General features: G+C 56.8%; 20 protein-coding genes and 1 pseudogene. All 21 read left to right on the top strand.

Annotation, left to right across the window (positions count from 1 at the left end; genetic code table 11):
- Positions 1–216, top strand: a pseudogene (locus RN02_RS17480) (type II secretion system protein); the annotation flags it as partial.
- Positions 217–226: 10 nt separating this feature from the next.
- On the top strand, positions 227–1,390 hold the full coding sequence (locus tag RN02_RS17475; RefSeq protein ID WP_010792561.1) for a type II secretion system F family protein: 1,164 nt from the start codon (positions 227–229) through the stop codon (positions 1,388–1,390).
- An 8-nt stretch (positions 1,391–1,398) separates the two neighbouring features.
- Positions 1,399–1,914 carry a type II secretion system protein gene (locus RN02_RS17470; RefSeq protein ID WP_010792560.1) on the top strand — a complete coding sequence of 172 codons (516 nt, stop codon included), beginning with the start codon at positions 1,399–1,401 and terminating at the stop codon, positions 1,912–1,914.
- On the top strand, positions 1,895–2,914 hold the full coding sequence (locus tag RN02_RS17465; protein WP_019484910.1) for a type II secretion system protein: 1,020 nt from the start codon (positions 1,895–1,897) through the stop codon (positions 2,912–2,914). Before RN02_RS17470 ends, RN02_RS17465 begins: the two co-directional genes overlap by 20 nt.
- A 113-nt stretch (positions 2,915–3,027) precedes the next feature.
- Positions 3,028–4,110 carry a radical SAM protein gene (locus tag RN02_RS17460; protein WP_034000311.1) on the top strand — a complete coding sequence of 361 codons (1,083 nt, stop codon included), beginning with the start codon at positions 3,028–3,030 and terminating at the stop codon, positions 4,108–4,110.
- Positions 4,110–5,252: a radical SAM/SPASM domain-containing protein gene (locus RN02_RS17455; RefSeq protein WP_010792557.1), complete on the top strand. Its 1,143-nt coding sequence runs from the start codon at positions 4,110–4,112 to the stop codon at positions 5,250–5,252. The genes RN02_RS17460 and RN02_RS17455 overlap by 1 nt, the downstream gene beginning before the upstream one ends.
- A complete protein-coding gene (locus RN02_RS17450) occupies positions 5,249–6,367 on the top strand; it encodes a radical SAM protein (protein WP_010792556.1) in 1,119 nt (372 codons plus the stop codon). The genes RN02_RS17455 and RN02_RS17450 overlap by 4 nt, the downstream gene beginning before the upstream one ends.
- Before the next feature lie 37 nt (positions 6,368–6,404).
- Complete coding sequence (locus RN02_RS17445) at positions 6,405–6,779, top strand: hypothetical protein (RefSeq protein WP_010792555.1); 375 nt, start codon at positions 6,405–6,407, stop codon at positions 6,777–6,779.
- 11 nt (positions 6,780–6,790) lie between these two features.
- Positions 6,791–8,035 carry a hypothetical protein gene (locus RN02_RS17440; RefSeq protein WP_010792554.1) on the top strand — a complete coding sequence of 415 codons (1,245 nt, stop codon included), beginning with the start codon at positions 6,791–6,793 and terminating at the stop codon, positions 8,033–8,035.
- Positions 8,036–8,076: 41 nt separating this feature from the next.
- Complete coding sequence (locus tag RN02_RS17435) at positions 8,077–9,141, top strand: radical SAM/SPASM domain-containing protein (protein ID WP_010792553.1); 1,065 nt, start codon at positions 8,077–8,079, stop codon at positions 9,139–9,141.
- On the top strand, positions 9,134–10,858 hold the full coding sequence (locus RN02_RS17430; protein WP_010792552.1) for a radical SAM protein: 1,725 nt from the start codon (positions 9,134–9,136) through the stop codon (positions 10,856–10,858). Before RN02_RS17435 ends, RN02_RS17430 begins: the two co-directional genes overlap by 8 nt.
- Positions 10,859–10,904: 46 nt before the next feature.
- On the top strand, positions 10,905–12,740 hold the full coding sequence (locus RN02_RS17425; RefSeq protein ID WP_010792551.1) for a radical SAM protein: 1,836 nt from the start codon (positions 10,905–10,907) through the stop codon (positions 12,738–12,740).
- Positions 12,731–16,198: a PEP-utilizing enzyme gene (locus tag RN02_RS17420; RefSeq protein WP_043315470.1), complete on the top strand. Its 3,468-nt coding sequence runs from the start codon at positions 12,731–12,733 to the stop codon at positions 16,196–16,198. Before RN02_RS17425 ends, RN02_RS17420 begins: the two co-directional genes overlap by 10 nt.
- Positions 16,191–17,834, top strand: a complete 1,644-nt coding sequence (locus RN02_RS17415; RefSeq protein ID WP_010792549.1) for a radical SAM protein — start codon at positions 16,191–16,193, stop codon at positions 17,832–17,834. Before RN02_RS17420 ends, RN02_RS17415 begins: the two co-directional genes overlap by 8 nt.
- A complete protein-coding gene (locus RN02_RS17410; protein WP_010792548.1) occupies positions 17,831–19,012 on the top strand; it encodes an SPASM domain-containing protein in 1,182 nt (393 codons plus the stop codon). Before RN02_RS17415 ends, RN02_RS17410 begins: the two co-directional genes overlap by 4 nt.
- Before the next feature lie 13 nt (positions 19,013–19,025).
- The gene (locus RN02_RS17405) at positions 19,026–19,661 is read left to right on the top strand and encodes a 2OG-Fe(II) oxygenase (protein ID WP_010792547.1); all 636 of its coding nucleotides are present in this window, start codon (positions 19,026–19,028) and stop codon (positions 19,659–19,661) included.
- Positions 19,658–20,419 carry a hypothetical protein gene (locus tag RN02_RS32420; RefSeq protein WP_010792546.1) on the top strand — a complete coding sequence of 254 codons (762 nt, stop codon included), beginning with the start codon at positions 19,658–19,660 and terminating at the stop codon, positions 20,417–20,419. Before RN02_RS17405 ends, RN02_RS32420 begins: the two co-directional genes overlap by 4 nt.
- A 134-nt stretch (positions 20,420–20,553) precedes the next feature.
- Positions 20,554–21,666, top strand: coding sequence for a hypothetical protein (locus RN02_RS17400; RefSeq protein ID WP_043315467.1), 1,113 nt, complete (start codon positions 20,554–20,556; stop codon positions 21,664–21,666).
- Between the two features lie 2 nt (positions 21,667–21,668).
- Positions 21,669–21,986, top strand: coding sequence for a hypothetical protein (locus RN02_RS17395; protein ID WP_010792544.1), 318 nt, complete (start codon positions 21,669–21,671; stop codon positions 21,984–21,986).
- On the top strand, positions 21,964–23,124 hold the full coding sequence (locus RN02_RS17390; RefSeq protein WP_021018425.1) for a transcriptional regulator: 1,161 nt from the start codon (positions 21,964–21,966) through the stop codon (positions 23,122–23,124). Before RN02_RS17395 ends, RN02_RS17390 begins: the two co-directional genes overlap by 23 nt.
- 8 nt (positions 23,125–23,132) lie before the next feature.
- On the top strand, positions 23,133–24,149 hold the full coding sequence (locus RN02_RS17385) for an ATPase, T2SS/T4P/T4SS family (protein WP_010792542.1): 1,017 nt from the start codon (positions 23,133–23,135) through the stop codon (positions 24,147–24,149).
- The last annotated feature ends 114 nt before the right edge of the window (positions 24,150–24,263 follow it).

Genomic DNA, 24,263 nt, shown 5'->3' with positions numbered 1-24,263 from the left:
GAACGCGGTCTGCCCGATCTGACTGTCTGGAACACAGCCTGGACCGTTGATGCTGTCACCAGCAACCAGGTGACCATCAGCTACACCATCGACAGCACCGACACCAGCGCCGCTGCCGACCTGGCATCCGCTCTGAACCAGAGCAACAACATCGTGAAGAACTCCGCAACCGCAACCGGTAACACCAAAGTGACCGTGGCGTACCGCTGCAACTAAGGGATTGGCCATGGCCTACTACCAACTGAAGTATCTAGGTGAATCGGGTGGTGTGGTTTCCGTCGGTGTTGAGGCAGAAACCAAAGAGCAGGCCATTGCCATGTCCGGCATCCCCGAGTCGGTCATCCATAGCGTTGCTGTAGACCACCTCGGGGGTATCAAATCGGCCTTGTTCGACAAGAAGTTTCCCCTTGTCGAGCAGGTCCTCATGTTGTCTGCCATTGCTTCGAAAATTTCTTCGGGGAAGACCTTCGGCAAGGCGGTTCAGGAATCAGTGAACTACAAAGCACTGAAGATCACATTTGCTCAAATCGACGCCTGTCAAACCCCCAAAGAGTACCTGTCCCTTCTTCGATTCGACGAAACCGCAGTCCTCCTGGCTGAAGCGGGGGACAAGACAGGGCGATTGCCTGATGCTCTGAACAGGGCATCTAAAGCAATTGCAGAACGTCTGGCAGCGAAGAAAGAGTTCTCTGCTCTTATGAAGAAAGCCATGATCAACGCATGCTTTGGTCTGGGCTTCATCATCGGCATTCCGCTATGGGCAGGGGGAACTATCCACGACTTTATCCATGTACAGCGCCTCGACCTCCAGCTCAACTCCCTGAGCCAGCTGATCTTGCTTCTGCACACGGTCTACACCGAGTACCTGTACGTCCTGCTTGGAATCGCTGCCGGGATCTATGTGTTTCGGGCTCGGGTATGGGAAATGGTGAGGAACCTGCCAGGTTTCTCGTTCCTCAATGAGCGGAACAAGGTGCGGATGGGCCTGGAGTTTGTTCAGACTTATCAGCTACTGCTCAGCAGTGGCTTTACCAATCCCCAAAGTTTCAAGTTCATGATGCAACGCTCTCGGGGCCGTGCACATTCTCTCTATCAAGAAGCTCACGCGCGCCTCGTCGAAGGCCGTGAGCTATCCGATGTTTTCGACAACCCCGAGTGGCCACCACTGATTACTCAGAACCTCCAGGGTTTCGACAACCAGTCACCAGCTGGGCGCGACAACGTGCTGAGCAATATGGCTGATGCTCTAAAGGCCTACTACCTTCGGCACTCGGAGAAGGTGGCCCAGATGTCATCGGTCATCGGATTTTCGATGATGCTCCTGACCATCATGATGTTCGCAATCGGCTTTTACCTGCCCATCATTAACCTTGCGTCGGCCATGCGGTGACTGTGGCTATGGTTCGTTCCCGCGGCTTCACCCTCATCGAGCTGGCCGTCTGCTTGGCAATCGTCGCAGTCATGACGGTTGCGCTCCTTCCAGGCGCAATGGAGAAGTATCAGCAGGGAAAAATCAATTCCTCGATTGAGCAGGCCAGGAACCTGATTCCTGTCTGCGAGATCGCAAGGACAAAAGCCGTGTCCTCGACCGTCGGGGCGAACCTAAAGGTCACCCATACTTATGGATCTCTTACCAACTGGTCGAAAACAGCGGATCTTCAGAACCTGTTGACTGCCGATTACCGCTTGCCAGCTACCAACCCGCTTGGCTCAAACATCCTCGTCAAATTCGACTCACAGCGCTGCTACGTCGCCGTAGATCTGCCTTTCAAGGAAGACAACTACGGTGGATATACCACTGAAAACGTCGGGGCAAACACCCGGATTATCATCACAACCAGGCCGGCGCAGAGCTCCTCTTCCGCCTGGGTGTCTTATCAGAAGCGAATCCTCCATGAAGAAACGACGCGCTAATTTCCAGGCCTCGATGGGAGGCTTCACGCTGATTGAATTGGCGATTGTGCTGGCCGTGATGGCGATGATTGCTGTCTATGCCACACCCAGGTACATGGAGCAGCTCAACCAGAAGCGTGCAATCCTGACTGCGCAGGAAACTCAGTCTTTTCTGGACGCTGCGCGCTCATACCGCATGCAGAATGGCTCGTGGCCAGGCCAAGCAAGCAGCTGTGCAAATGCCAAGAGCGTGCTTGAGAGCACCTCACCACCAACACTTGCCGGCATCAGCGCAACCAACAAGTACAACCAGGCAGTTACCCCAGCTTGCAATGCAAACACGTTCTCGATCACCCAAAGCATTGCTCAAGACTGGGATGGTGTAGTCGCGAACAACCTGCCTGGGACAGTAATCAGCAATGCAGCGACATACACCATTCGTTCAACGATCGGGATTCCAGGCAGTGAGCCCGCACTGAACTCTAAGCTTTCTCGAGTCTACACCGGTGACCCTGAGATGAATCGGATGCGCACCCCGTTGTTGCTTGGGGGAAATTCGATCAATGAAGTTTCGAACATGTATCTGAACAACGGTGGTGCGGATGCTCGAGTAAGAACGGATGCTGGGCGCTTGATCCTCAGCACGCCCTATGGCGGCGAGGTGGCCATCGAGAATGGGACCAACCTTTCGGTTGAAAACGTAACCCTTCGTCAACGGGGGAACGCCAACCTCATCGATCTGCTGCCGAATTTCGTGCAGAAGGGAACCTACCTTGTCCGACACAGCGACGGAGTTATAAAGCCTGCGTGCCCGGGCGGAGGATCTGCAAGGGCATCTCTGCGCCCAGGAACAATGCGTGGTGGCTGGCAGGAGGGAGAGGTAAACCACGGAGCCTTCGGCTTCGAGTACCGGCTCCTCGACTACGGCAGCTACTGGATCGTTTCGACCAATATCATTGGCTCTGAGGTAGAGCGGAACAACCTTCAGTCGCTTGTCGACGTCTACTGCTATTACCCCTAATGCCATATTCAGTCGTTATTGCTAAGCCAACCAAAAACTGCAACGCGGACTGCACCTACTGCTCTGCGCCTCCTGACGGCGCGGACAGTTGGTCGCTTGATGATTTCAAGCGGATGTTCGATCGCCTGCAGCCGTCGTTCACGCCAAACATCGACTGGATCTGGCATGGCGGTGAGCCGATGCTCATGGGCCCTGATTTCTTCGAAGCCTGCGCTGAGTACGCATTGGCCCAGCATGGTGGTGTGCACTTTGCAATCCAAACCAACCTTCTGGGGTACAAGTCTGAACGATGGAAGCGAGTGTTCTCGGAAATCTTTGAGGGCCGGGTATCTACAAGTTTCGACCCTTACAAGAAATACCGCACGGTAAAAGGCTCCGCTGAGACGTATGACCGTCTGTTCTGGCGAGCAATGGACCAGGTAATCGCCGACGACTTTCGACCGCTCGTAATCGGAGTTTACGATGAAGGGGCGGCTACGGCCGCGATGGACATGTATGAGCGAGCCCTCTCATATGGCTCAGCAGGATTCGACATCCGGTTCAACTACGCCTACCCCGCCGGTCGTGCCAGGGAGGCGGGTATGCTCATTGCCCCAACGACTTATGGACAGATGCTTGTAGATCTCTACGATCGCTGGATTGATGAAGTCCCGGTATTCCGCATTACGCCGCTGGACTTGATGCTGCAGAAGGTGGCTGGCTACAAGAGCATGCTGTGCCCCTGGACGAAGTCCTGTGGAGGTCGGTTCCTGACCATCGATCCTGATGGCTCGGTGTACAACTGTAGCGAATTCAGCGATTTCGGCGACAAGCGCTTTCGCTTCGGTAACATCCTTACCGGTGAGGTGCAGGAAGCGAAACCAGTTGAGGTCAAGTTCTACTCTGGTGCCGACATCGCTCCCGCGCTGGCCGCATCACCTGCCTCCCGAGAAATCATGGGGCGAGCAGTCAACCTTCCGCCAGACTGCAAGACATGCCCGCATTTCACCGAATGCGAGGGCGGCTGTGCCCGCGATGCCGTGCTCTTCGAAAGAGGGATGGGGGGCAAGTTCGGCTATTGCCAGAGCTGGAAGATGGTTTTCAATCGACTCAAGCAGTCGGTTGTGACTGGTGAGGCTGACCGTATTCTCTACAAGCTCGGCATCACTCCCGAGAGCGCCCGCGCGCGACTCTCCGCATACGGGTGGGCGAACTGATGCTTCAGGTCTATCTCAAGCCAACAAACTTCTGCAACGTAGGTTGCGACTTCTGCTACCTCCCAGAGGATGTGCGGGCCAATAAGTCCCGTATGTCGGAGGCTACCCTCCAGGACAGCTTGGATCTGATCCGCAACCTGGCCGAACGGGAGGGGCACGACCGAGTCTCCATCCTGTACCACGGAGGCGAGCCGCTAAGTATGAGTGCCGGGGTACTCATGGATCTCTCGGACAAGGTGCGGCGCGGCCTCTCCGGTATTGAAATTCAGGAAGCCATCCAGACCTCGCTCATTCCACTGCGCAGTTCACACATCCCATTCTTGCAGGAGCGGTGTGATGGCTTCGTCGGCTCCTCTATCGACTTCAGCGGCCGCACCATACAGGGCTCCAATAACAAGTACATCGATCTTTGGCTGGAGAAGGTCCACCTGGCCCGCTCCCATAGTCTTCACGTGGGCCCAATCATGGTGCCGACGCGCAATGAGCTTGGTCGAGTAGCGGAGATCTATGGGTGGTTCAAAGAACACGGGTTCACCCATTTCAACATCGAGCGGTACAACCCCTACGGGGCCGACGGAGACCGCCCAAGCAACAAGGAACACAGCGATTTTCTGAGCGACCTGTTCGATGTGTCGATAGAGGACTTGCGACGGACCGGTTCCTGCGTAACGAACAATGCCGTGGCAGCGGCCATTGGTGGGGTATTGCACAACCAACCCGGCGAGCGCTGGGGCGGAACCTGCCAGCGCGACTTTCTAGTGATTAATCCTGACGGGGCGCTCAACACCTGCCCGGATCGGATGGAGTACGAGACGGACCTTTGGCCAAAGGTCCAGGATGGCATCGATGCCTTCCAGTCCAGCCCTGAGCGATTGGGCTGGATCAAGGTTCAGCACATCGACCACATCGAGAATCACTGCCGTAAGTGCGAGTTCCGTTCATGGTGCAAGAGCGGCTGCCCAATCACTGATCACCAGGTTCATACCGGTGCAGGGGAGTGTGCCGGCTATCGATCACACCTAGCGAAAGTCAAAGAGTTCGTTGCCAACGAAGAGGGACGCCGATTTGCTACCGGCTACCTGTCCGCGGCAGGCGCGCTGCCCTTTGACCCGTACACCATCGGGCTGGAGCGCATCGCATGAGCAAGGGTGCACCCGACTTCGATCACATGATCTATGTGCGGCTCATCGAGGCATGCAATCTCCACTGCCAACACTGTTTCATCCCCAACAATCCGAAGCGGATGGACTGGAACAATATCGAGCAGATTCCGGCGAAGGTCCGTTCTTTTGCTCGACCAGGCCAGGTCCTGCTGTTCCAACTCCACGGGGGGGAGCCAACGCTGGTTGGTCAGGAGTTCATGCGCAAGTCAGTTGTGTTTTTGAAGACTGAACTGTCCGAGTTCGACGTGCGTTTCTCGCTTCAGACGAACTTGATGACCTTCGACCTACGTTGGGCTGAGATCTATCACGAGTTCTTTGATGGCATTGTCGGGGTGTCCTGGGACCCGGAGATACGCCTTATAAGGGCTGGACGTCCCGAATCGAACGAGCAGTTCGAAAATAAGTTCTGGGCCAACATTCAGGCACTCCAAAGCCTTCAGCTGACACCGTACATGGTCATCACGGTGACCAAACCACTGATCAACAGGTTCAGGAACCCAACTGACCTCATTGACTTCCTTCTCGAGCGCGGAATTTCCCTGGCCCACTTTGAGAGGCTGACCAGAACTGGATATGCGATAACCAACTGGGATTGGCTCGGAGTCACGAACCGCGAATACAGCATGTGGATTGGTCGCTTTGCCATGGCCTACAGCCGCTTCATGACTCAGCAGCGGGAAGGTCGGCAGGAACTGAACATCTCTCCGCTGGATGGGCTTATCGCCAGCGTGGAAAGGCTGCGCCGCGGTGAGAGAGGAGGTTACGGGTGTCTCTCCGGCGCTTGTGATACTCGCTTTCACACGTTCGACCAGAACGGCTATTACTCCGCCTGTACTGCGTTGACCTCGGAGCGGGATAACAGGAACGCAGTTGGCGTGACTGTGGTGGAGCACACCCAGCTTGAGACTGCCCGAGAGGAGCGTCAAATGGACTGCTCTACCTGCCAGTTCAAGCCTATTTGTAGCTCAGGTTGTATGGCCACGCCCCGAATGGACGAGAGCCAGGAGTGTGCAGGGGGATACATGACGTTCAGGCTACTGAATGACCACATCGCAACCAGAGATAACCCCGGGTTGATAGCAATCGCTGGGTAAGAATCGGCCCTTTGGGCAAGCAGAAATGGAGGGGAAGATGAAGCAGTTCACCGGCAATCGAGTCATGGTCGCAATCGCGGTCAGCGCCTTGACCGCCAGCGCTTACGCCGAAACTCACAAGTCGTTCACTGTGGAGCAGTCGACTGAAGATCTCGCTGCAGATAAGGAAATCGCCCGTCTGCGCGCCATCCTGGAGATGAACCCGATCAAGCCTATGGTTGAACAACACCAGAAGGTGTTGAGCGAAATCGTCGTGGGCAACATGGTGGGCGGTATCGACAACATGCTGCTGGCGGCCACAGCCACAGCAAAAGATATGGACTCCACCCGGATCGGCGACTGGGGTTACTGCCATAACGCTTGTCATGGTGCCTGCCACGGCGCGTGCCATGGCTCGCGTGGCTGGCGCTGATTGGGGGTTCCATGACAGTTCAAGTTGGAATGAGAGTTTCGGACCTTGAAGGGATCTTCCTTGCACAGTCCAGCCATCTTCAGACTTCGCCCGAACACGAGATCAAGCGGGATGTATCGTACTTCAACGTAGAGTGCGACACGACTCTCAAGCGCATCCCTCGCGATGCCTGTCACTTGGGCTTGCGTGCGCAGAGTCACCCAGACTCACCGGACCTTCCCAGCGACGACTTCACTTTCAGCTTGATCTTGGCTGCCGGCAGTCTCAATTCGGTGTCGATCGACATCCCTTACGATTGCACCGTATCGCCCGACGAATTGCTGATGCACGCTGAATCCTCGGGCTTCAACATCAACCTGCTCCCGCCAGGGCACACCACCGTCGTCGACGAGAAAGTGGAACGCTACTGCGAGGTACTCCGTACCTACGGGAGGATGTGGCTTGCCTCGCCTCAATCGAACATCCGTGTCGCGCCAATCGATGGCTACCTCGAATACCTTTTCGGTGTGGCGGCAGGGCACATTCCGGCATCCATCTCGACCGACGAGATGATGAATACTTTATTCACCGAAGGCATGCCTGAAGTGGTTATGGAGTACGTGAAAGTCGTAATTCACGACGTCATCATGGAGCACTTTGGGACTGAGGATGCTTTCAATGAGATCCTCGAAAAGGTGGCCAAGGCAATTCACCTCAAGCAAGCGCAGTTCCGTGACTCCCGAGCGCGCATCCTGGAGGAAGAGCTCGACCTACGAACACCGTTGCCCAATCTCATTCGGATGGTGAGTAAGTCCACGGGGCTTAGCCTGTCCAACGCTGCCGGCATGCTGTACGAGCTGAAGCACGGAGTCCACACGGTATTGGATAAGTACCTACCACCGGATGAGCCCGCGGTTGAGGGGCAGGCTACCCCTCCGGTGAATACCCGCCAGGCCAAACTCGCCAATGCCTTAGGGGCTGCATTTGCTGCAGCATTCGGTATCGATGAGATGGACCAGGCATGGGCAGGCGTCGAGTCCACCCTGCAGGTGCAAGAGCGCATCAACCTCGATCACGGAACTGTTCAACCTGGTTCCGTTGCGTCGCGCATAGCCGTGGCGATGGACGTTGAGCCGAAGATTGCAGCGCTGGCCACTGGTGAGTTTCTTTCCATGATTCGAGCAGTTCTTGAGGCTGGAAACCATGTGAGCCCGCCTCCGCCTCCAGCACCCAAACCGGTACCTGCACCCGCCAGCGGCCTTATCGCTGTCGGCTGATCGGTCCCTCATCTCAATGGGATGGGGGATAGGGGGGAGTGATGGCAAAATCTGAAGCAGTTGGGTTCATCAACGTAACTCGCCAGTGCAACGTTGACTGTAAGCGCTGCTATTTAACCGAGGCCAACCGGGCCGCCGGTGAGCGACTCCCCACCTACACGCTTGCAGCCTTCCTGACATCCGATTTCTGGGCAGACCGGCCGGTGACCCTGATCTGGGAAGGTGGAGAGCCAACGATCGTGGGCCCTAGTCGCATGCAGTTGTACGTGGACCAGGCCCGAGGCCTACTCCCACACGCTTCCCAGACCATGGTGACCAACTGCTTTTCTGTCCCCAATTGGCTCATTGATCTCTCTCATTCGGCTTTCAACGGCCAGGTTGAGACAACCTTCGCCCTAGGGCACAAGTTCAGCCTATCGGGCTCAGAAGATCTGTATACCCGGCGTTTCCTCACTGGCCTGAACCGCTTCTGGGATGCGGGTGTGGTGTGTACCGTCAACGTCGAACTCAATTCCGAGACCATAAAGCGCGGCCCGACCGCGTTGGCGGAGCTTATGCTCTCCACGAAGGCTAAGGTCTGGGAGTTCGACATCTCTGTTGACTTCCGGACCTTCCTGGCAGAGCCAATCTACCAAGCATCCTCGGCGCCGGAGCTCCCGCTCACCGCAAGCTATGCAGCCGTTTGGACCTTCCTTCACACGCTGGAAGCCACCCATGGCCGGCAGCTTAGGGACGCCGGGATTACCATCGGCGCACTGGAGCAGGTAGCCGGCGAGGCCAACAACCAATTCAACGTCCTGTCAGAAGATCGATTTCTGACCCTGAACCCGGACGGATCTGTAACGACAAACCCCCTCTATTCCGATCTCGAAGGGACGTTCCTTGGAAACCTCCAAGACGCACCTCTTGACGAATTGCTCTCATCACCCCGGCGCCTGGCCCGCGTTATTGCCGAACGGCGCCGTCTCCTGCCTTGCAGGTCCTGCCCTCATTTCAGCTACTGCTCCGGCGGACCCGCCCATGTGCCAGTCACCGATGGCTCTGGGGAGTGCGCGGGTGGGAAGGGAATGTGGGACCTGCTACTGGAGAAGATGCGCTGTGCATAAACAATCCCGGTTGAATCAGGCCAACATCAGCATCACCGCTACCCGATGGTGCAATCGGCGGTGCACTCACTGCTACATCGATCCGTCGGAGTTGGCCAATCCCGTCGAGATGGAGGAAGGGGTTTTCAGGGGGATTTTCGACCGTGTCCGAGACCTCGTAGCCCTGGACCGCGGTTTGGAGGAGGTCGAGTGGGAAATCATCGGCGGCGAGATCACCAAGATGCCAGTCGAGTTCTGGCGTCGAAATTTGCCGTTCGCCCTAGAGCAATGCCGGGACTTCAACGCACAACTCAAGACACCGGGCTCGGTCAACGTCCTATCCAACCTCATTTTCTCTGACCAGCGCAGGCGAGCCGACTACATCGACCTGTTCAACCAGTACGGCGATTGGCCGGAAATGTGCGTTTACACCTCGTGGGAGCCGGAAACCAACCGCTTCGGTAAGCGAGATAAGCTGATGCCCGCCTGGCGCGAGACTGTCAGCGCCCTGAAGGTGCGGCAAAAGATCCTCGACGTCATCCTCACCAAGACCACGGTCGAATTGGGGCCGGACTATCTGTTGGAACAGTTCCTGCCGCTGGGTGTCACCGACTTCAGCATCAAGATGATCAGCCCTTACGGCTCAGGCAAGGCGTTCTGGCAGCCGAACATGATCAGCTTCGCCCAGATGAGTGACTACCTGTGCAGGCTCTTCGAGATAGCGCCTAAAGGCATCACCTTCACGCCGGCAGACGAGATGACGAGCGCCATGTTCCGAGGCACCAGCTATCAGTGCATCGGCAACTTCCGCTATGACCTGGCGGTTGAGCCAGACGGCCTCACCAGCTTCAATGCCTCACAGACCACTTCGGAGGCCGCCCTCGGTGACACCAGGATCTACATCGACGATCCGGATTGGGCGTTCAAGGTTCTTGCGGACAACACCTCGGAGCTGGATAACAAACTCTCCCGCTACCACGACTACTGCTTCCAATGTGAGTTCCACTCCTACTGCGCGGGCGGCTGGTACCACTATCGAATTGCCGAACCGGAGGATGTACGAGCATGGGACTCAGCTGAGTGCCCTGGCTACAAGCGCCTCTGGTCGAAAGTGAAGGATCGATTCGGGGAGTTCGATACACGGATGAACACTCACCATGAAGCTATGCGTGCCATCCTCAAGTCACCGACGGATAGCGTCACATCCAAACAGGTCCATGACGAGATCGCCGGCCAAGGCTTGGCTTTTTACGCCTGGCTAAAGCAGGTGGAGAATGCTCGGGTTGCTCTGAACCCTGGAGCCCAAATCGGCAGACCGCTCATGGAGCGAATCTGGGCGTACCAGGCTGTAGGAGCAACGATAAACCTAAGCTGTGACGATTTTGGAATTCTTTCCAACGATCTGAAACGCCTGGTGATTGAGCACCTGGTATACGGGGACACCCCGGCTCTGCAGCTGGACCCCGCGATGGTCTGGGAGTGGGTGAGAACCTCGCCAGATGACCAGTTGGCCGCAATCGTGGAGGAAACCTCTCTATTAGCCCAGGGTCTGCAAGTGAAGGACAAGGACCTCATTCTGGCCGGCCACAATACTCAACTGCTGCGCTGGGTGCTCTCCCATCCCTCGCCGGCGGGGCCCCCTGCAGGTGAGCACCCTGAGCCAGAGATCAAACTCGTATCGATGCAACTCCAGCGCGAGGCCTCGCTGAGATCCACCAAAATGCGGAACCCGATTTAGCATCCCTTTTTCCAAATTAGGGGCACTCGGTTTCCACTATTAGGGCATGAACATTCTGCCCTACGCCCTTCCACGCAATCGGTCGATCGAGATGATGAGTACCACCATCTCGACCAATCTCAATTGCAACCTGGCCTGCAAGCACTGTTATATCCAACCAGACCTGCTCAGGCGCAAGGAATACATAGACGAGGCAACCTTCCGTCGCGAAGTGGAGGTTATCGTCGAGGCATTCCATCTCGACCAGTCCGTCACCTATCTGCATTTAGACGTGCTGGGGGGGGAGGCGACGCTGATGCCCTTCGAATTCTGGGAGCGGAACTTACCTTGGGTTCTGGACCGTATTTCCGACCTGAATGCTGCCGGCACGCCTACCGAGTTCACCTTCTGCTCGAATCTCATGTGGAAGGATGACCGCTACCTGGATTTGCTTAGGCAGTTCAAGGGGCATCCCGCAATGGACATTGCGATCCCCTTCGAGGGACCAGAGAGTGGCCGGTTCGGCAAAAACATGGCCATCTTCCCCAAATACCTTGAACGAATCGAAGCGCTGGGCGAGTGCAACATGCTCAACCTGGTGTTGGTGATGGGGCAGGGCCTCATAGACCTTGGTCCGCAGTACATCATCGACACCTTCGTGAAGCGCGGGATCAGCGACGTGACCTGCGACATGATCTTCCCGTGGGGATCAGGCCGGTCCTACTTTGATCGAGCGCAGCCGTACTACCGTGACGTGGCCCGTTTCATTGAGGATTTGACTGAACTTGGCGCTCCCTACGGCCTGACTGTCGACCATCTGGACGACATGAGGAAGTCTCTCCGCACACTTTCCCGTTCTCAGAACACACTCAACGACGCCTACGAGTACCACTGGGATCACCGCGGGGAGCTATCGCTGAACCCGAACCAAACCGGTACTGAGGCGGTGCGCCCATACATCAACCTGAATGTTTGGGATCGGAATGCCGCGCTGAAGGTGGTTTGGGGGAACAACAGCGAGCTCGATGCAAAACTGTCCTACGAGCATGACTTCTGCCGAGGGTGTGCCTACCTGCAGGCCTGCAACTCCGGTTGGTACCCTCACAAGCAGCTCTCACCTGAAGTGCTCGGAAAGTACATGGCTGCTCCGGAAGGGGAGTTCAGTTGCCCAGGGTTCTTCCAGCTATGGGAAAAGCAGGCTCAGACCAGCTTCGATCAAGTGGGTGTGACGCGATACGGCAATGCCCGCCGCGAGAGAAGGATCAGAGCTATCGCACGGGCGGCTGCCGGCGAGGCCACAGCCTTCTTCGAAACCAATTATGTCGACGACTACGAAGGCTATTTTGATGCAGTGAGATCTGCCGTCGTGGTGCGGGTGATACCCGAAATGCTCTTCGGCTGCACCGTCCGGCAGCGGCTGTGGTTCTACGATCGCCTGGGCAAACAAGTCGTCTTCGAGGGTGGACTAAGTCGCTTCGGCGAGGAAGCTTCCATCATCGCGCATTCGCTGGCCGGCAATTATCACTCCCTTGGGATCGATGATGCCCTCATCTGGGACTTTGTTCGCCGTCGGCCCGATCACCACCTGTCTGGCTTCATCCTGGATGCCGTGCAGTTGGCCAGGTGGATGGACCTACCAATTGAAGTTGTAGGCGGTTTCCCACGGTGGAACAGCGGGCTTGAAGTGTCCTTCAAGTTCGAGGACCTGATCATGTGGGGGATGACTTGCGCCGTGCCTGCAGACATTGCCGACTCTTTGGACCAGCGCCGTGACCATTTCCTGACCCCGGATGCTTACGAGTACCTGTCACGCATCCACCTGCAGGCCGTGTCTTTTTCGCGAAAGGCGCACGCGGCAATCAGGGACTGGCAGATCACAAAAGAGAGGATGACATGCGTCTGACTTGGATTCTGGGCGCATGTGCCCTGGGACTGTCCTGCAACGCGCAAGCCTTCCCCGTCGTTATCGCCGGTGGCGCAATGCTCCTCGGCGGACCGTCAACGGTAATTGCACTACTGATCGCCGCTGGCGTCTTTGGGTACCTCCGATTCTGTTCGGGCAAGCATGGCAAGGTGAAAAGCCTGGCGTTGGGATTCGCCGCTGGGTTGGCCGTGCTGGCGCTGGTGCTCAATGATCAGCGGGCGAGTCAGTTGGATGCGAATTTCATCGACTCAGGTTCGCCGGCTGAACGCATAACCGAGATTCCGTTTCGGGAAGTTGCTCTGGATGAGCAGGCGCAGATGCCAACGGCTATGGACCCGGCAGAGTTCATCGACAGTTTGGCCAAGCGCACCATCCGCGCGGTTCGAATTGACCCAATGCCTGAACCGTTCTTCCAGGATTTCGGAAATGGAGTGTCGGCGAAAGAGCTCGGCAAAAGCCCAGCTAAATTGCTGGCGCTGATTCGTGAATCGTCGGTGCCAGTGGTGCTTATCGACCAGTATGGAAGCTCGGCCGCTGCTATCTCAGAGGCTCTGAAGGCCCGACTCGGTATTGAGGTTCGATTTCTGGTCGGTGGCACTAAATCTCTGCATCCATACGGCTGGAAGCACCTTGCAAATGAGGAAGACCCTCGGGCCATCCTGCCAAGCCAATTCCCAAAGGTGATTGCCGCAACACCTGGCTTGCAGATCATAAGTGACACAACCCGGGACCAGTTTGAACATGACGGCTGGCTTCATGGCGACATGATTTCGGATCTTCCAACCTTCCTCGCCGGTCTGGATAACATCGTCGCCACCATCGGCGATCGGCCTATCCTGATCTCTGCGGCGGAAGGTTACTTCACCGGTAATACCTGGGTAATCCTAACTCTCCTCAGGTCCCGAGGCCTCGATCCTCAGTTCATCCTTCCGACTGAGGATGAGCTTCTGGTAAAGCCACCGTACTACCGGCATTTCAAGAATGACGAACGACTATTCGGCAACTCGGAGACGTTTTCCTACTTAGAACGCAAGCCTCGTGTCGTGTTTCTGGACTTCCAGCCAGCTGCAGACTGGGCAACTACCCGCGAACGCATCCGCGGGACAGTCCACATCGACATGGAAAAGGTCGCCAGAGGCCAGATGGCCGAGGAGTTGGCCAAGCTGGACCCTACTGCCACTTACGCCGGACTGGGCTATGACCGGCGCAGCAGTTACCACTCACTGTTGGCCGGCGAATACCTGTCGGAAAAGGGGGCCGGCTGGCTGGGCATCAACACTGAGCCGGAGCTATTTAGCCGAGAGCGACTGTCGAATCCCGACCTGTACGACGGTTGGCGCGAATTCTCGGCCAAGGCCCGCAATGAACTTGGCGAGGCGGGCTTCAAGGCCGTTTCCCTTCTGGGAGATGGCATAAAGGGCTATCTCCTGTTCAGCGCCTTACTGGCCCTAGTGTTGACCATCGCCTTCTGCGCAACTCCAACGGTGGCCGCTAAGGGGCTGGTTGCGGTTGCAGCACTCGGCGTCTTCCAGGTTTCTAGCTGGACCCTTGAAGAGTGGGTACGAGCCGACGTGCCTACGGACTGGGTTGTCGCTGTGCAACTGACGGCAGGTCTTCTAAGTGCTCTCTGCTGGACGGCGCACCGGCGCTATCGGAAAAGACGGTTCACTGTCCCATTGGGCGTACATCCTACCGACCTACCAGAGAAGATTCGCTTACTGGCCGAAGCTGCGGAGCATGGCTTCCACGTCCTGCCTGGCGTCGTCATCACCCCTGCCCTGGTCAATTCGACGGGTAGACATCTCCCACGCTGGGCACGCATGAAGCCAACTATTGTTCGCTCTGCTGCACGGTCGGAGAGCTGTGAGGCGACGACTATTGGAATCTACGACTCCCTATACGCCGACGGCGAGCACCAGGTCTGGGCCTCGGCCGCTCAGGTCATTGCCGAGATAGAGCGCTCTGGAGAGGAGGGTATGTGTTTCGTTCAGCCCCGGATTCAAGGCCAAACATTCGGGGTGGCTATGTTCGGTACCGAAGCCGATGACCACATGATCATTTGCGAAGGAGGCCATGCTGACCAGGTTACGGCAGGCACCGCGGCAACGTCGCGTTTTGCAGTACCGATATGGGATGTAAACAGGCTCGACCCAAGAGACCGGGCTGTCTGCCGGGTGCTGCTGCGCCTGCAGCGAGTTATGGGCGCCACGAGTATTGAGTGGGCCCGCTCGGTATCGGGGAAGCTGACCATCCTGCAGGTCAGCACTGACCAACTCGGAAGAATAGGCCTCAAGCACCGTATATCCAAAAACACTCGCCGCTTCGTCGTTGCTCCAGTAGCACACACCGGCAAGCTGGAAGCTGCCGTACTCGCCGCTTGCGCAATCAAGGGGGAGCAACTGACCGTAGGCAGGTACCGGCTGGTTCAAGCCAAGTCTTTCATTGGCGGATTGTTGTCGCTCTATCAGGACATTTCCTCGGCAGTTGACTACACCCGGATGTCCCCGACCATTGCATTTCCCTCCGCGGCGATCATTGAAGCTTTCGAAACAGAGCATCGGGAACGACTGGCGCAGCGCACTTTATGGCTCCCCGACCTCTCTGCCGACACCGAACAGCTGATTGCAGCGGTCACCCACGACCTTGGTCGAATTCGGGACGTGTACGGGCGATTCAACCGGTTGGCGACTCTGGCAGCTGAACTCCGTATCAAGGCGCGCATCAAGGGTTTTTCGCGGCCACTATCCTCGACTGTACTTGGCGCGGCATTGGAAGAGGCAGAGGCGGACGCCCGGGCCGATCTGCTTGAGCGCATGGGATGCCTTTCGCTGAATGGCTTCGCTATCCAGGGTAAGTCGAGTCTGGACGGAGACGATCTTCTCGGCGGCGTTATACAGGCTACCGACTCTCCAATGGCTTGGCTGAAGGATGAAAGTGCGGTGCAGGTCATGTACGAACTGAAGCGCTTGCGCCCATTGCTCGCCGAGATCGAGCAACGTGGGGCAGTCAACTCCCTCATGTCAGCCCTAGACGTTTCAGTTGGTACCGATACTGACTCCAGGGCGGCAGCGCTAGAAACAGTAGCAATGCAAAGCAGGCCTCTCCCGCTGGCCAACCTACTGGCAGGTCAAGACCGAGATCTAGGGCTAAACGCCTTCGTATGGGGAGTACCAGCTAAAGGCATCTGCCTGCGGCTGGCCAGCAAAGATGAGTTCCAACCAGGGGACGCACTGCTGATTGACCGAGCGGAAATGAGCTATCTCCCGCTGATAGCGCGCGCAGGCGCGCTTGTCGTTCGCGAAGGTTCTGCGCTGTCTCATCTCATGCAGCACGCCAGGCGTCTTCGAGTGCCGCACGTGGTCGGCGCCGACATTGGGGATCAAAAGGACTCGGCACTGGTGTTCATTTCTGCCTCTGGAGAGGTGTGCCGTGCATAACGCCCTGGACATGCTCAACGTCTGTATTGCACCAACTCGCCTCTGCAACCTCGGCTGTACCCACTGCTACGTGAAGCCAGAGCTGCTCCGGGATAAGGCCATGATGGACGAGGGCCTCTACCGGAAGACCTTCGATAGCATCGAAGCTCTGTTCAAGGCAGACCGGAAAGTCACCAAGATCAACATCGAATTGCTCGGCGGCGAGCTGACTATGATGCCGCTGGCCTACTGGGAAAGAAATCTGCCCTGGACCCTGGAGGTCATGGCCGGATGGGAGCGCGACTACAACGCCGAGGCCGCCCTTATTTGGTGTACCAACCTGATTTTCAAGGACCCAGGGTACATCAGCCTTCTCAACGAGATGGGCCACCGATATGGCTACGGGTTGGATGTGTTTGTACCATGGGAACCTGACACCAATCGGTTCCTGAAGGACGACAAGCTTCTCCCCAGATACTTCAGAACGCTAGAGGCCATCACCGGCATCAAGCGCAAAACCCTCTGCATCACCATGAGCAAGGCCGTAATTGAGCGCGGGCCTAAGTTCATCGTCGAAGAGTTCGTCAGCCGCGGAATCACCGATATCACCTGCGACATGCTCTACCCGGCAGGCAGCGGCAAGAGTTACTTTCACAAGACTTGTACCTACGGCGAAGTGTCCGACTACATCCTTGCTCTGAGCGAGTTGGTGCCCGACGGGGTGACCATCAGCCCGTTGGTGGAAATGGAGACGGCGTCTGTTACCGCGACCCATTTCCACTACCCGGGTAATGACAGCTACGACCTCGAGGTAGAACAGAACGGCGAGGTGACCTTCAACTCCAGCTACACCGGTGACGAGGCGATACAGCCAACTGAACCACTCTCAGTGCAGGACCTGCGGTTCGCGGAAAAGGCAATCTTCAACAATGCCCCAGAGATGCTGGTGCGCCACAGCATGCCCTACGAGGAGTGTGGCACTTGTGAGTTTGCCGTCGTGTGCTCCGGTGGATGGGCGTGGCACAAGAACCTTCACCATAACCTGCGCAGCATCATCGCCGACGGAGACTGTCCTGGCCTAAAGCGGGTATGGCTGCAGGCCAAGGCCAATGCTGGCGCTGAAACCGACCGCTCCAAGTACCTGGCAGTGATGGAAGCCAGGAAGCGGGAAGGGGCGCTTCGGCTCCGGGTTGCAACCGCGAACATTGAGCGCGGCCGGGAAGTCCCCCTGATCGAGGATTCTTTCGCCGGCGCCTACGACAGCTTCTTCAATGAGTTCGACCGACCCCGGCTCGTAGAAATGATGCCAGGCGCCCTGTTCGGGAAGTCTTGGGCCGAACGCTTGTTCTTCTATGATGCGATCGGCGCGCAGATCGACACGCCGAAAAATTGGTATGCAGACGCTGCAGAGGAGGGTGGTGAGGAGCTTTTCCGTCACATCCTGTTTGGCAATTACCAGTACCTGACTTTCGATCCAGTGCGCGTGATCAGCGAAATCCGGTACCGGCAGCAATGGAAGCTCGCGCGCCTGGTTGAAAACATCATCGCTGACCTAGCCGCAGGGAGCCCAGTTCGGGCGCTGTTGGGGGGCGCGCATCTCGATGAAGTGGTGCTGATGTGCCGGGAGGCAATGGCTGCCATGGAGCTCGCCGCATGATTCATCAGCCCTTCACCTTGCACATCCGGATGACGAAGTCATGTAACGCGGACTGCAGCTACTGCAGCAGCTGGATGGAGAATGCCTCGTCGCGGATGTCGCCTGCCGCTTTCATGAAGTCAATTGACTTCATCCTCAACCGAGCACTCCCCCAGATCGGGGCTGCGCCGACGTTCCTATCGGCCCAGTACATAGGGGGCGAAATCCTCACCGTTCCTTACCAAGAGTTGAAGGAGTGCGTTCGGTATTTGCGGAAAGCGTGCGCCCAACACGGAATAGAGATGCAGGATGGTGCCCAGAGCAACCTGATCGGCACTCCGGAGAAAGTTAGTCGACTATACGACCTGTTCGAAGGCCGCCTTGGCACCTCGGTTGACGATTTCAGCCAGGCGCGCACAGTGAAAGGCTCGGCGGACAACTACCGGCTGATCTGGAAAGAGGCAGACCATTACCTTCGAAACCAGCGGAGCACCCCGGGCGCGGTCTTCGTCCTGGATCAGTCAGGCTTGAACTCTGCTAGGCAACAGACTCGGCTCGCCGCACGAGAAGGCCGCATGCTGACACTTCGTCCGCTGTTTCAGGGAGGAACGCCTGGCCAAGCCCTTCAAGGGGCAGAACGGACGATGAAGGCACTCCTAGAGACCTTCGACGACTGGTTTATGCGCTACCCGATTATCGTGGAGCCCTTTTTCCACCTCACCACCGCGCGCGTGGCGTCCTTAGCCGGTGGTAACCACCAGATGCCACATGCCTGCGCATTCCAGGCGGACTGCACTCAGCGGTCTCTCAGCTTGGAGCCGAATGGCGACCTACACGTGTGCCAAGAAATGGCGGACGCGGGGTTATCTCGGGTGGGCAATGCATTGGACGGTGTGATCGATACGGGACTGTTAGAAGCTCTGGCGGCCCGTTCAGGGCGGCTCTCTGCCGACTGCCAGGCCTGTCCATTTGTTAAGGAGTGCCAGGGCGGCTGCATGTTCGAATCGATCCAACAAGGGAACGGCATGTATGGCCGCTCTGCGCACTGTGCGAGTTGGAAGGCGCTTTTCAGACGCATCGATGCCGGCATTCAGGAACACGGACTGGAGGAGGTTAGAGGCTGGCTCCACCGCATCGAAACCCGACATCACAACCACAAGCTAGACGGCCTATTCAAGGCAAGTCTGGCCTCTGCATAGCCGAGGAATTTCCGTGGTACTGAATGACTTGTTCCGCACTGGACACTGTGTAGGCTCGATTCCCAAGGACCAAGCTGATGCGCTGCTTCGCTTGGTCAAGCAGGACACTTTCCTTCCTGACAAACCTGGAAGTCCTGACATTGCAGAGTGGGAGTCCGACGACCCCTCGAAGAATTTGAACGTGCCGCCAGAGTATCTCTCGTTCATGGAGAATCTCGGCAGCAGCCCAGACCTTGAGCACTTCCGGGCACACATGGGGGATTGGAGCAGAGTGAATGTCATGCTGCAGCGTGGACGACGTGGTGACTCTATGGGATGGCATCACGACGCATACGACCCCATGCACTTGATCTGCATGGTCTATCTCAGCGACGAGCTGTGGACCCCCGAGGACGGGGGCCTGCTTCAACTCGGTGAAGGCGATATCGACGACATGGGGTTCATCACCAAGGACATCCATGTTCACTCCTCGGTTTCCCCGAATCACGGGACGCTTGTTTGGTGCATCAACACCAATCCGCGGTGGGTTCACCAGGTCACCGCAATCAACACCGATAAGCCCAGGTACACCCTCATTGGGCAGTTCGGATATCGCGAGAACGTAATGCGGAGCACTGTACGGAAACGCTACGGAGAAGCTCTCCGATGAGCAGAAATCAGCTATCACTCCGCCGTTTCAGATTCCACGATGCCCTGATCACTTCGCCTGTGGAGTTGAGTTGGCGCGGGAGATTGCTGCGAGTAATTGATGCCTGTTTCGATGGCATCTACGGCTCATTGCACCCAGAGGTCCTGGTGGTCGGGAACGATGTTCTGGTCAGCCTAGCCCTGGCATTACATCTGGCCGAATGCGGTTTTGAGGTACTGATAAGCCCCGATAATCTCGACATCGAATCGTGGCCTAATCCTCACTACTCAGCAAACAACCTGGCCATCTTCAGCACCTGGACTGATGAAATGGCGGAGGTACTCGGATCACGCTTCGGCAAGGGCTTCGAGGTCGCAAGCATTGCATCAGCAATCGGCGCGCTCTGTGAGGGCTGCAAGCAGACGGGTAGAGTCTCAATTATCAAGGACACAGCGCTGCAGAGTGACCGTGGGTTTTGCCGCGGTGCCCCAGGGAAGCATCTACTCTTTCCTTTGAGACCCGATATCAGGCAGCAGGCCGGTCTTCACCCATTCTGGAAGGTCATCACCGCTCGGTTGCCCTCGATTCAGTTCAATCATCGGGAGCTTGAATTCGTAAGCACTGGGCTAGTGGTCCTTACCTCACACCCATCCCGATTTTTACATCCAGAAGCATCAACTTGTTCAAGAGTTGGGCAGGCTCGAGTCAGCGTTACAGACGTTTCCGAGAAGGGCCGCCACAACGATCTACGGACAGCGCTCGCCCTGAGGATTACCTAATGCAGCCAGGCATTTCATCGTCCGGGGCAACCGGGCGAAACAGCTTTCTATTTCAAATAAACGTGACTCGACGTTGCCAGCTGCGCTGCTCCCACTGCTACATCCTTTCGGACAAAAAGGACAAGAGCCCCGACATGACGGAAGAAGAATTCCTGCATGTTGTGAAGGGCATCGTCGAGCACATGCAAGCCGATCACAACTTCTCCCAGCGCTACAACCACGTGGACATCCATGTGATTGGCGGGGAGCCTTCAATGCTAGGGGTTCGGTTCTTCGAATCCGCGCTCCCGAAAGCCAAGGCTCTGCTGCGAGGCATCCCCCAGGCAGTCGACTTTTCTATTGTCACCAATTTGGTGACTCAAGAAGCCCTTGAGGTGGCCCGTCTGTTCGATAAGGTGTCCACCAGCTACGAACGGTCAACGAGATTCAACAAGCGTAAGCAGGAAGAAATCTGGCGGCGCAACGTGGTTACCCTGATGGCGGAATCCAAGATGCCGGGGGTTTCGGGGCCGAAAGATTTCTCTGTCACCACGGCACTTGTACGGCCGGTCGTTCAAGCCGGAGCAGCTGCGATGATCGAGGAGCTGGTCGACCTTGGGTTCACCAAGATGCACTTCGGGTTCTTCATCCCGTCAGGTGACGGCGACCTCAATGCGAAGCTCATCCAACCAAAGCACCGTGAGACCGCTCAGTTCTATATCGAGGCGCTTGACTGGTACCTAAAGCATCGCGAAAACATAACCGACCTCTGGATCAACCCATGTGAGTCCTGGTTGGAGGCTGTCTACCGCGGCGAGAGTTTAGATGACGTGGTTTGCCCGATTGTCCATGGTGCGCTTGATATCGACTCCGATGGGCGGACTATCAGCTGCATCGAGAAAGGCGGTACGAACGATTACACCAGCCATGGGAACATCTTTGAAACGCGCGAGGTGATTCAAGGTGACGGTTCCAAGGCCGTGGAATTCGTCAATACCATTCATGACGTCCTCACCTCGCCGAGCTACCTGAAAGAAGTGGCCAATGCTAGGCGACTTCCCGCTGCCTGCCGGGCTTGCGATGAGAGGATGCTTTGCCAGGCCAACTGCGGCGTTCTTCACGAGCAGTGGAATCAGCAGGACGAGTGCCCGGGCTTCAAGACCTTCATCAAGAGGGTTCGCTTCCTGGTAGAGGAAGAGGGAGTGCGACCGAAGTCCGTATTGCAGGGTGCAAACCAGCTGCCTCAGAACATCATTGCGGTGGGCTGACCATGACCACTGACAAAGGGCCCAGTTTTCTCTCGATCTTTCCGATTCTCGCAAAGCTGCTGTTCTCGTATGGGAAGCGTTTGCTGAGCGTTGACACACTCGTGAGCCTGGAAAAGAAAACGGGAGCGGGTTCAGGTGAGCGCACTCCTGAGGAGATAGCGCTGGACCAGGCGCTCGAACGTAACCCACATCAGTTGCAGATCAACATGGAACCTGGCCACAAACCGACACCGAGCATTGCACAACTGCTTGAGCAATCTGCCGGTGACCGCCTGGTAGTAAACGAGGAGGCCATCCGTGCTGCCCGTAACGCAAAGTGAGCCATTTGAAGGCCTCACGGACACAATTGAGAACGGGTATTTCGTTTTCACCTTGATGCCGTCGTTGTACTGCCCTTACAACTGCAAGCACTGCTACCTGAGCAAGGAACAGCGCAGCGACAAGACTCTGATGTCGCTCGACGACTTCAGGATGGTTTGCAGGAAGATTCACACCTACTTCGAGGAGCAGCAGCCGCCCCGCAGGACGATCATCGCCTACAACTACGGCGGTGAGCCCACCGCGGCGGGCCCTGAATACTTTCTCGCCTACTCAAGAATCATGGATGAGGAACTGCCGGCATCGGCCGGCTATGAAGTCCGGCATGTGATGCTCACCTCGATGCTTGGTGTAGACCTCGATGTTTGGGCGCCAATCTGGCATGAGCATTGTAATGGCTATGTTCAGACCTCCTACGACGGAGACATGCGCTCCAGCAACTACGTGCGTAAGTGGGAGGCCAAGGTACGTGAAGCAGTAGGCCGCGGCTTGAAAGTGGCCACGATCAGCGTGGTCAACTCTGCTCTGCTGGAACAAGGCGCATCCCGGACACTGGATCTGCTTGCTGAACTTGGAGTCGAGGAGACTGGTTGGTTGCCCTTCATGCTGAACGAGCAGAACGACAGGCCTGGCCAATACGATCGCTTCGCCCCAACCATGACTGCCTTCAACGACTTCATGATCGAGATGCTCAACCACTGGTACAGGGGCAAGGTCCAGGGGCTGAAGATGCCAAGCATTGGTGAGGCTCATTTTGCAGTCAATCGCGCCGCCGGCAGCGACCTTAGCAACATGGCAGGGCAGACCCTGTTTCTACTCCCTGATGGAAAGTTTGTACTGCCCAACTATCGGGATGGGTGGAAGGAGTACATGCACTCCTTCGGCAACATTCTGGAGCCGGAGACAACGTTCCGAGACATCCTCTGCTCTCGGGAGAGGATCTTGTACATGCGGCGACAGAGCACGCGGAACAACAATCCCGAATGCCGGCACTGCGAGTTCCGGAACGCATGTCTGTTGGAGTTCGCCAAACCCAATAAGCCCAACGATGAATGCTTCGGTGCGAAGCGCTTCGTTGCGCACGCTATTGCTCGCAACGGTATCGAGCCGCTGTTGAGCGGTCCCGTCACGCTGTATTAGGAGATTCCATGCTGCTTAAACCCAAGGAGTTCGACGCCGAAGCGTTTGCCAAGGAAGCGACGAACATCACACTCAGCGAGCGCACCATGGAGATGGTCGACAACTTTGGCCAGGTCCACAGCCCGGAGATCCTGCCGATCTGGAAGGATTTCTATGAAAAAATGCTAGCGGAAAAAGGGAAGGGGAATAAGCGCAAATCTGCTGACTTCACGATCCCCTTTAATGGTTACCGTTACCGCTGCAACCTGGCCAACTCAATGGATGGTTGGGTAATCGCGATGCGCCGCCTACTCCAGGGCAAGCTGAATTTCCAAAAGGACCTGAAGCTCGATTACAACGTCGTTAAGTCCCTCATGAAAGGTGCTGGCTTGACGCTATTCGCAGGCGTGATGGGTTCGGGTAAATCCACAACCATGTTCTCAGCGCTGGAGAATATGGACCCTCTCGAAAGAGGGTTGCTCGGTACCTGTGAGGACCCCATCGAGTACATCTTCGAAGGCGGTGGCGTCATTCAGCGAGAGGTCGGAGAGCACGTAGAAAGCTTTGAGCAGGCCATCCGGGACTGTGTCCGGCAGAACAGAAAAACCATCATGGTCAGCGAGATCCGAGATCCTGAAACGGCCAACGCCGCTCTGCTCGCTGCATCGACAGGTCACTCCGTATTCGCGACGATCCACGCTGATAGCGCACCCGATGCGTACACCCGGATGCTGGCACTGGTTGATCCCCGGTATGAAAGACTTGTCCCACAGACACTGCGCGGAATCTTCTGGCAGCACATGCTCCGCTTCTCGGACGGGCAGCGTGCTCCACTTCCCATCTATGAGTCGATCGAGGTAACTGGAGCTGTGCGTCAGATCCTGCAGGGTGGTCCGGAGAAGCTGCCTATGCTGGCGAACGAGATGAAGCGCCAAGGGCGGCGGAACATGGCGGAAACAGCCATGGCGTGGGTAACAGCCAATAAGGTGTCGCGAGAAGAAGTACGCGAATTCACAGATCGTCGTGGAAGGATCAACGAGCTCTGAGTCATAACTACAAGGCAGGGACGCCGAGCTTGTTGGCCTACAAACCACATCAATGACCGTTATCCTGAATCACTTCGGAATTTTCAAGGGCAGCTATGAGTGCTACTACCAAGC

The organism is Pseudomonas sp. PI1 (assembly GCF_000812405.1).
In the GTDB taxonomy this organism is placed as follows: Bacteria; Pseudomonadota; Gammaproteobacteria; order Pseudomonadales; family Pseudomonadaceae; genus Pseudomonas; species Pseudomonas citronellolis.
The sequence above is the reverse complement of the archived record's forward strand: the minus strand, read 5'-3'. Positions and strand labels throughout refer to the sequence as shown.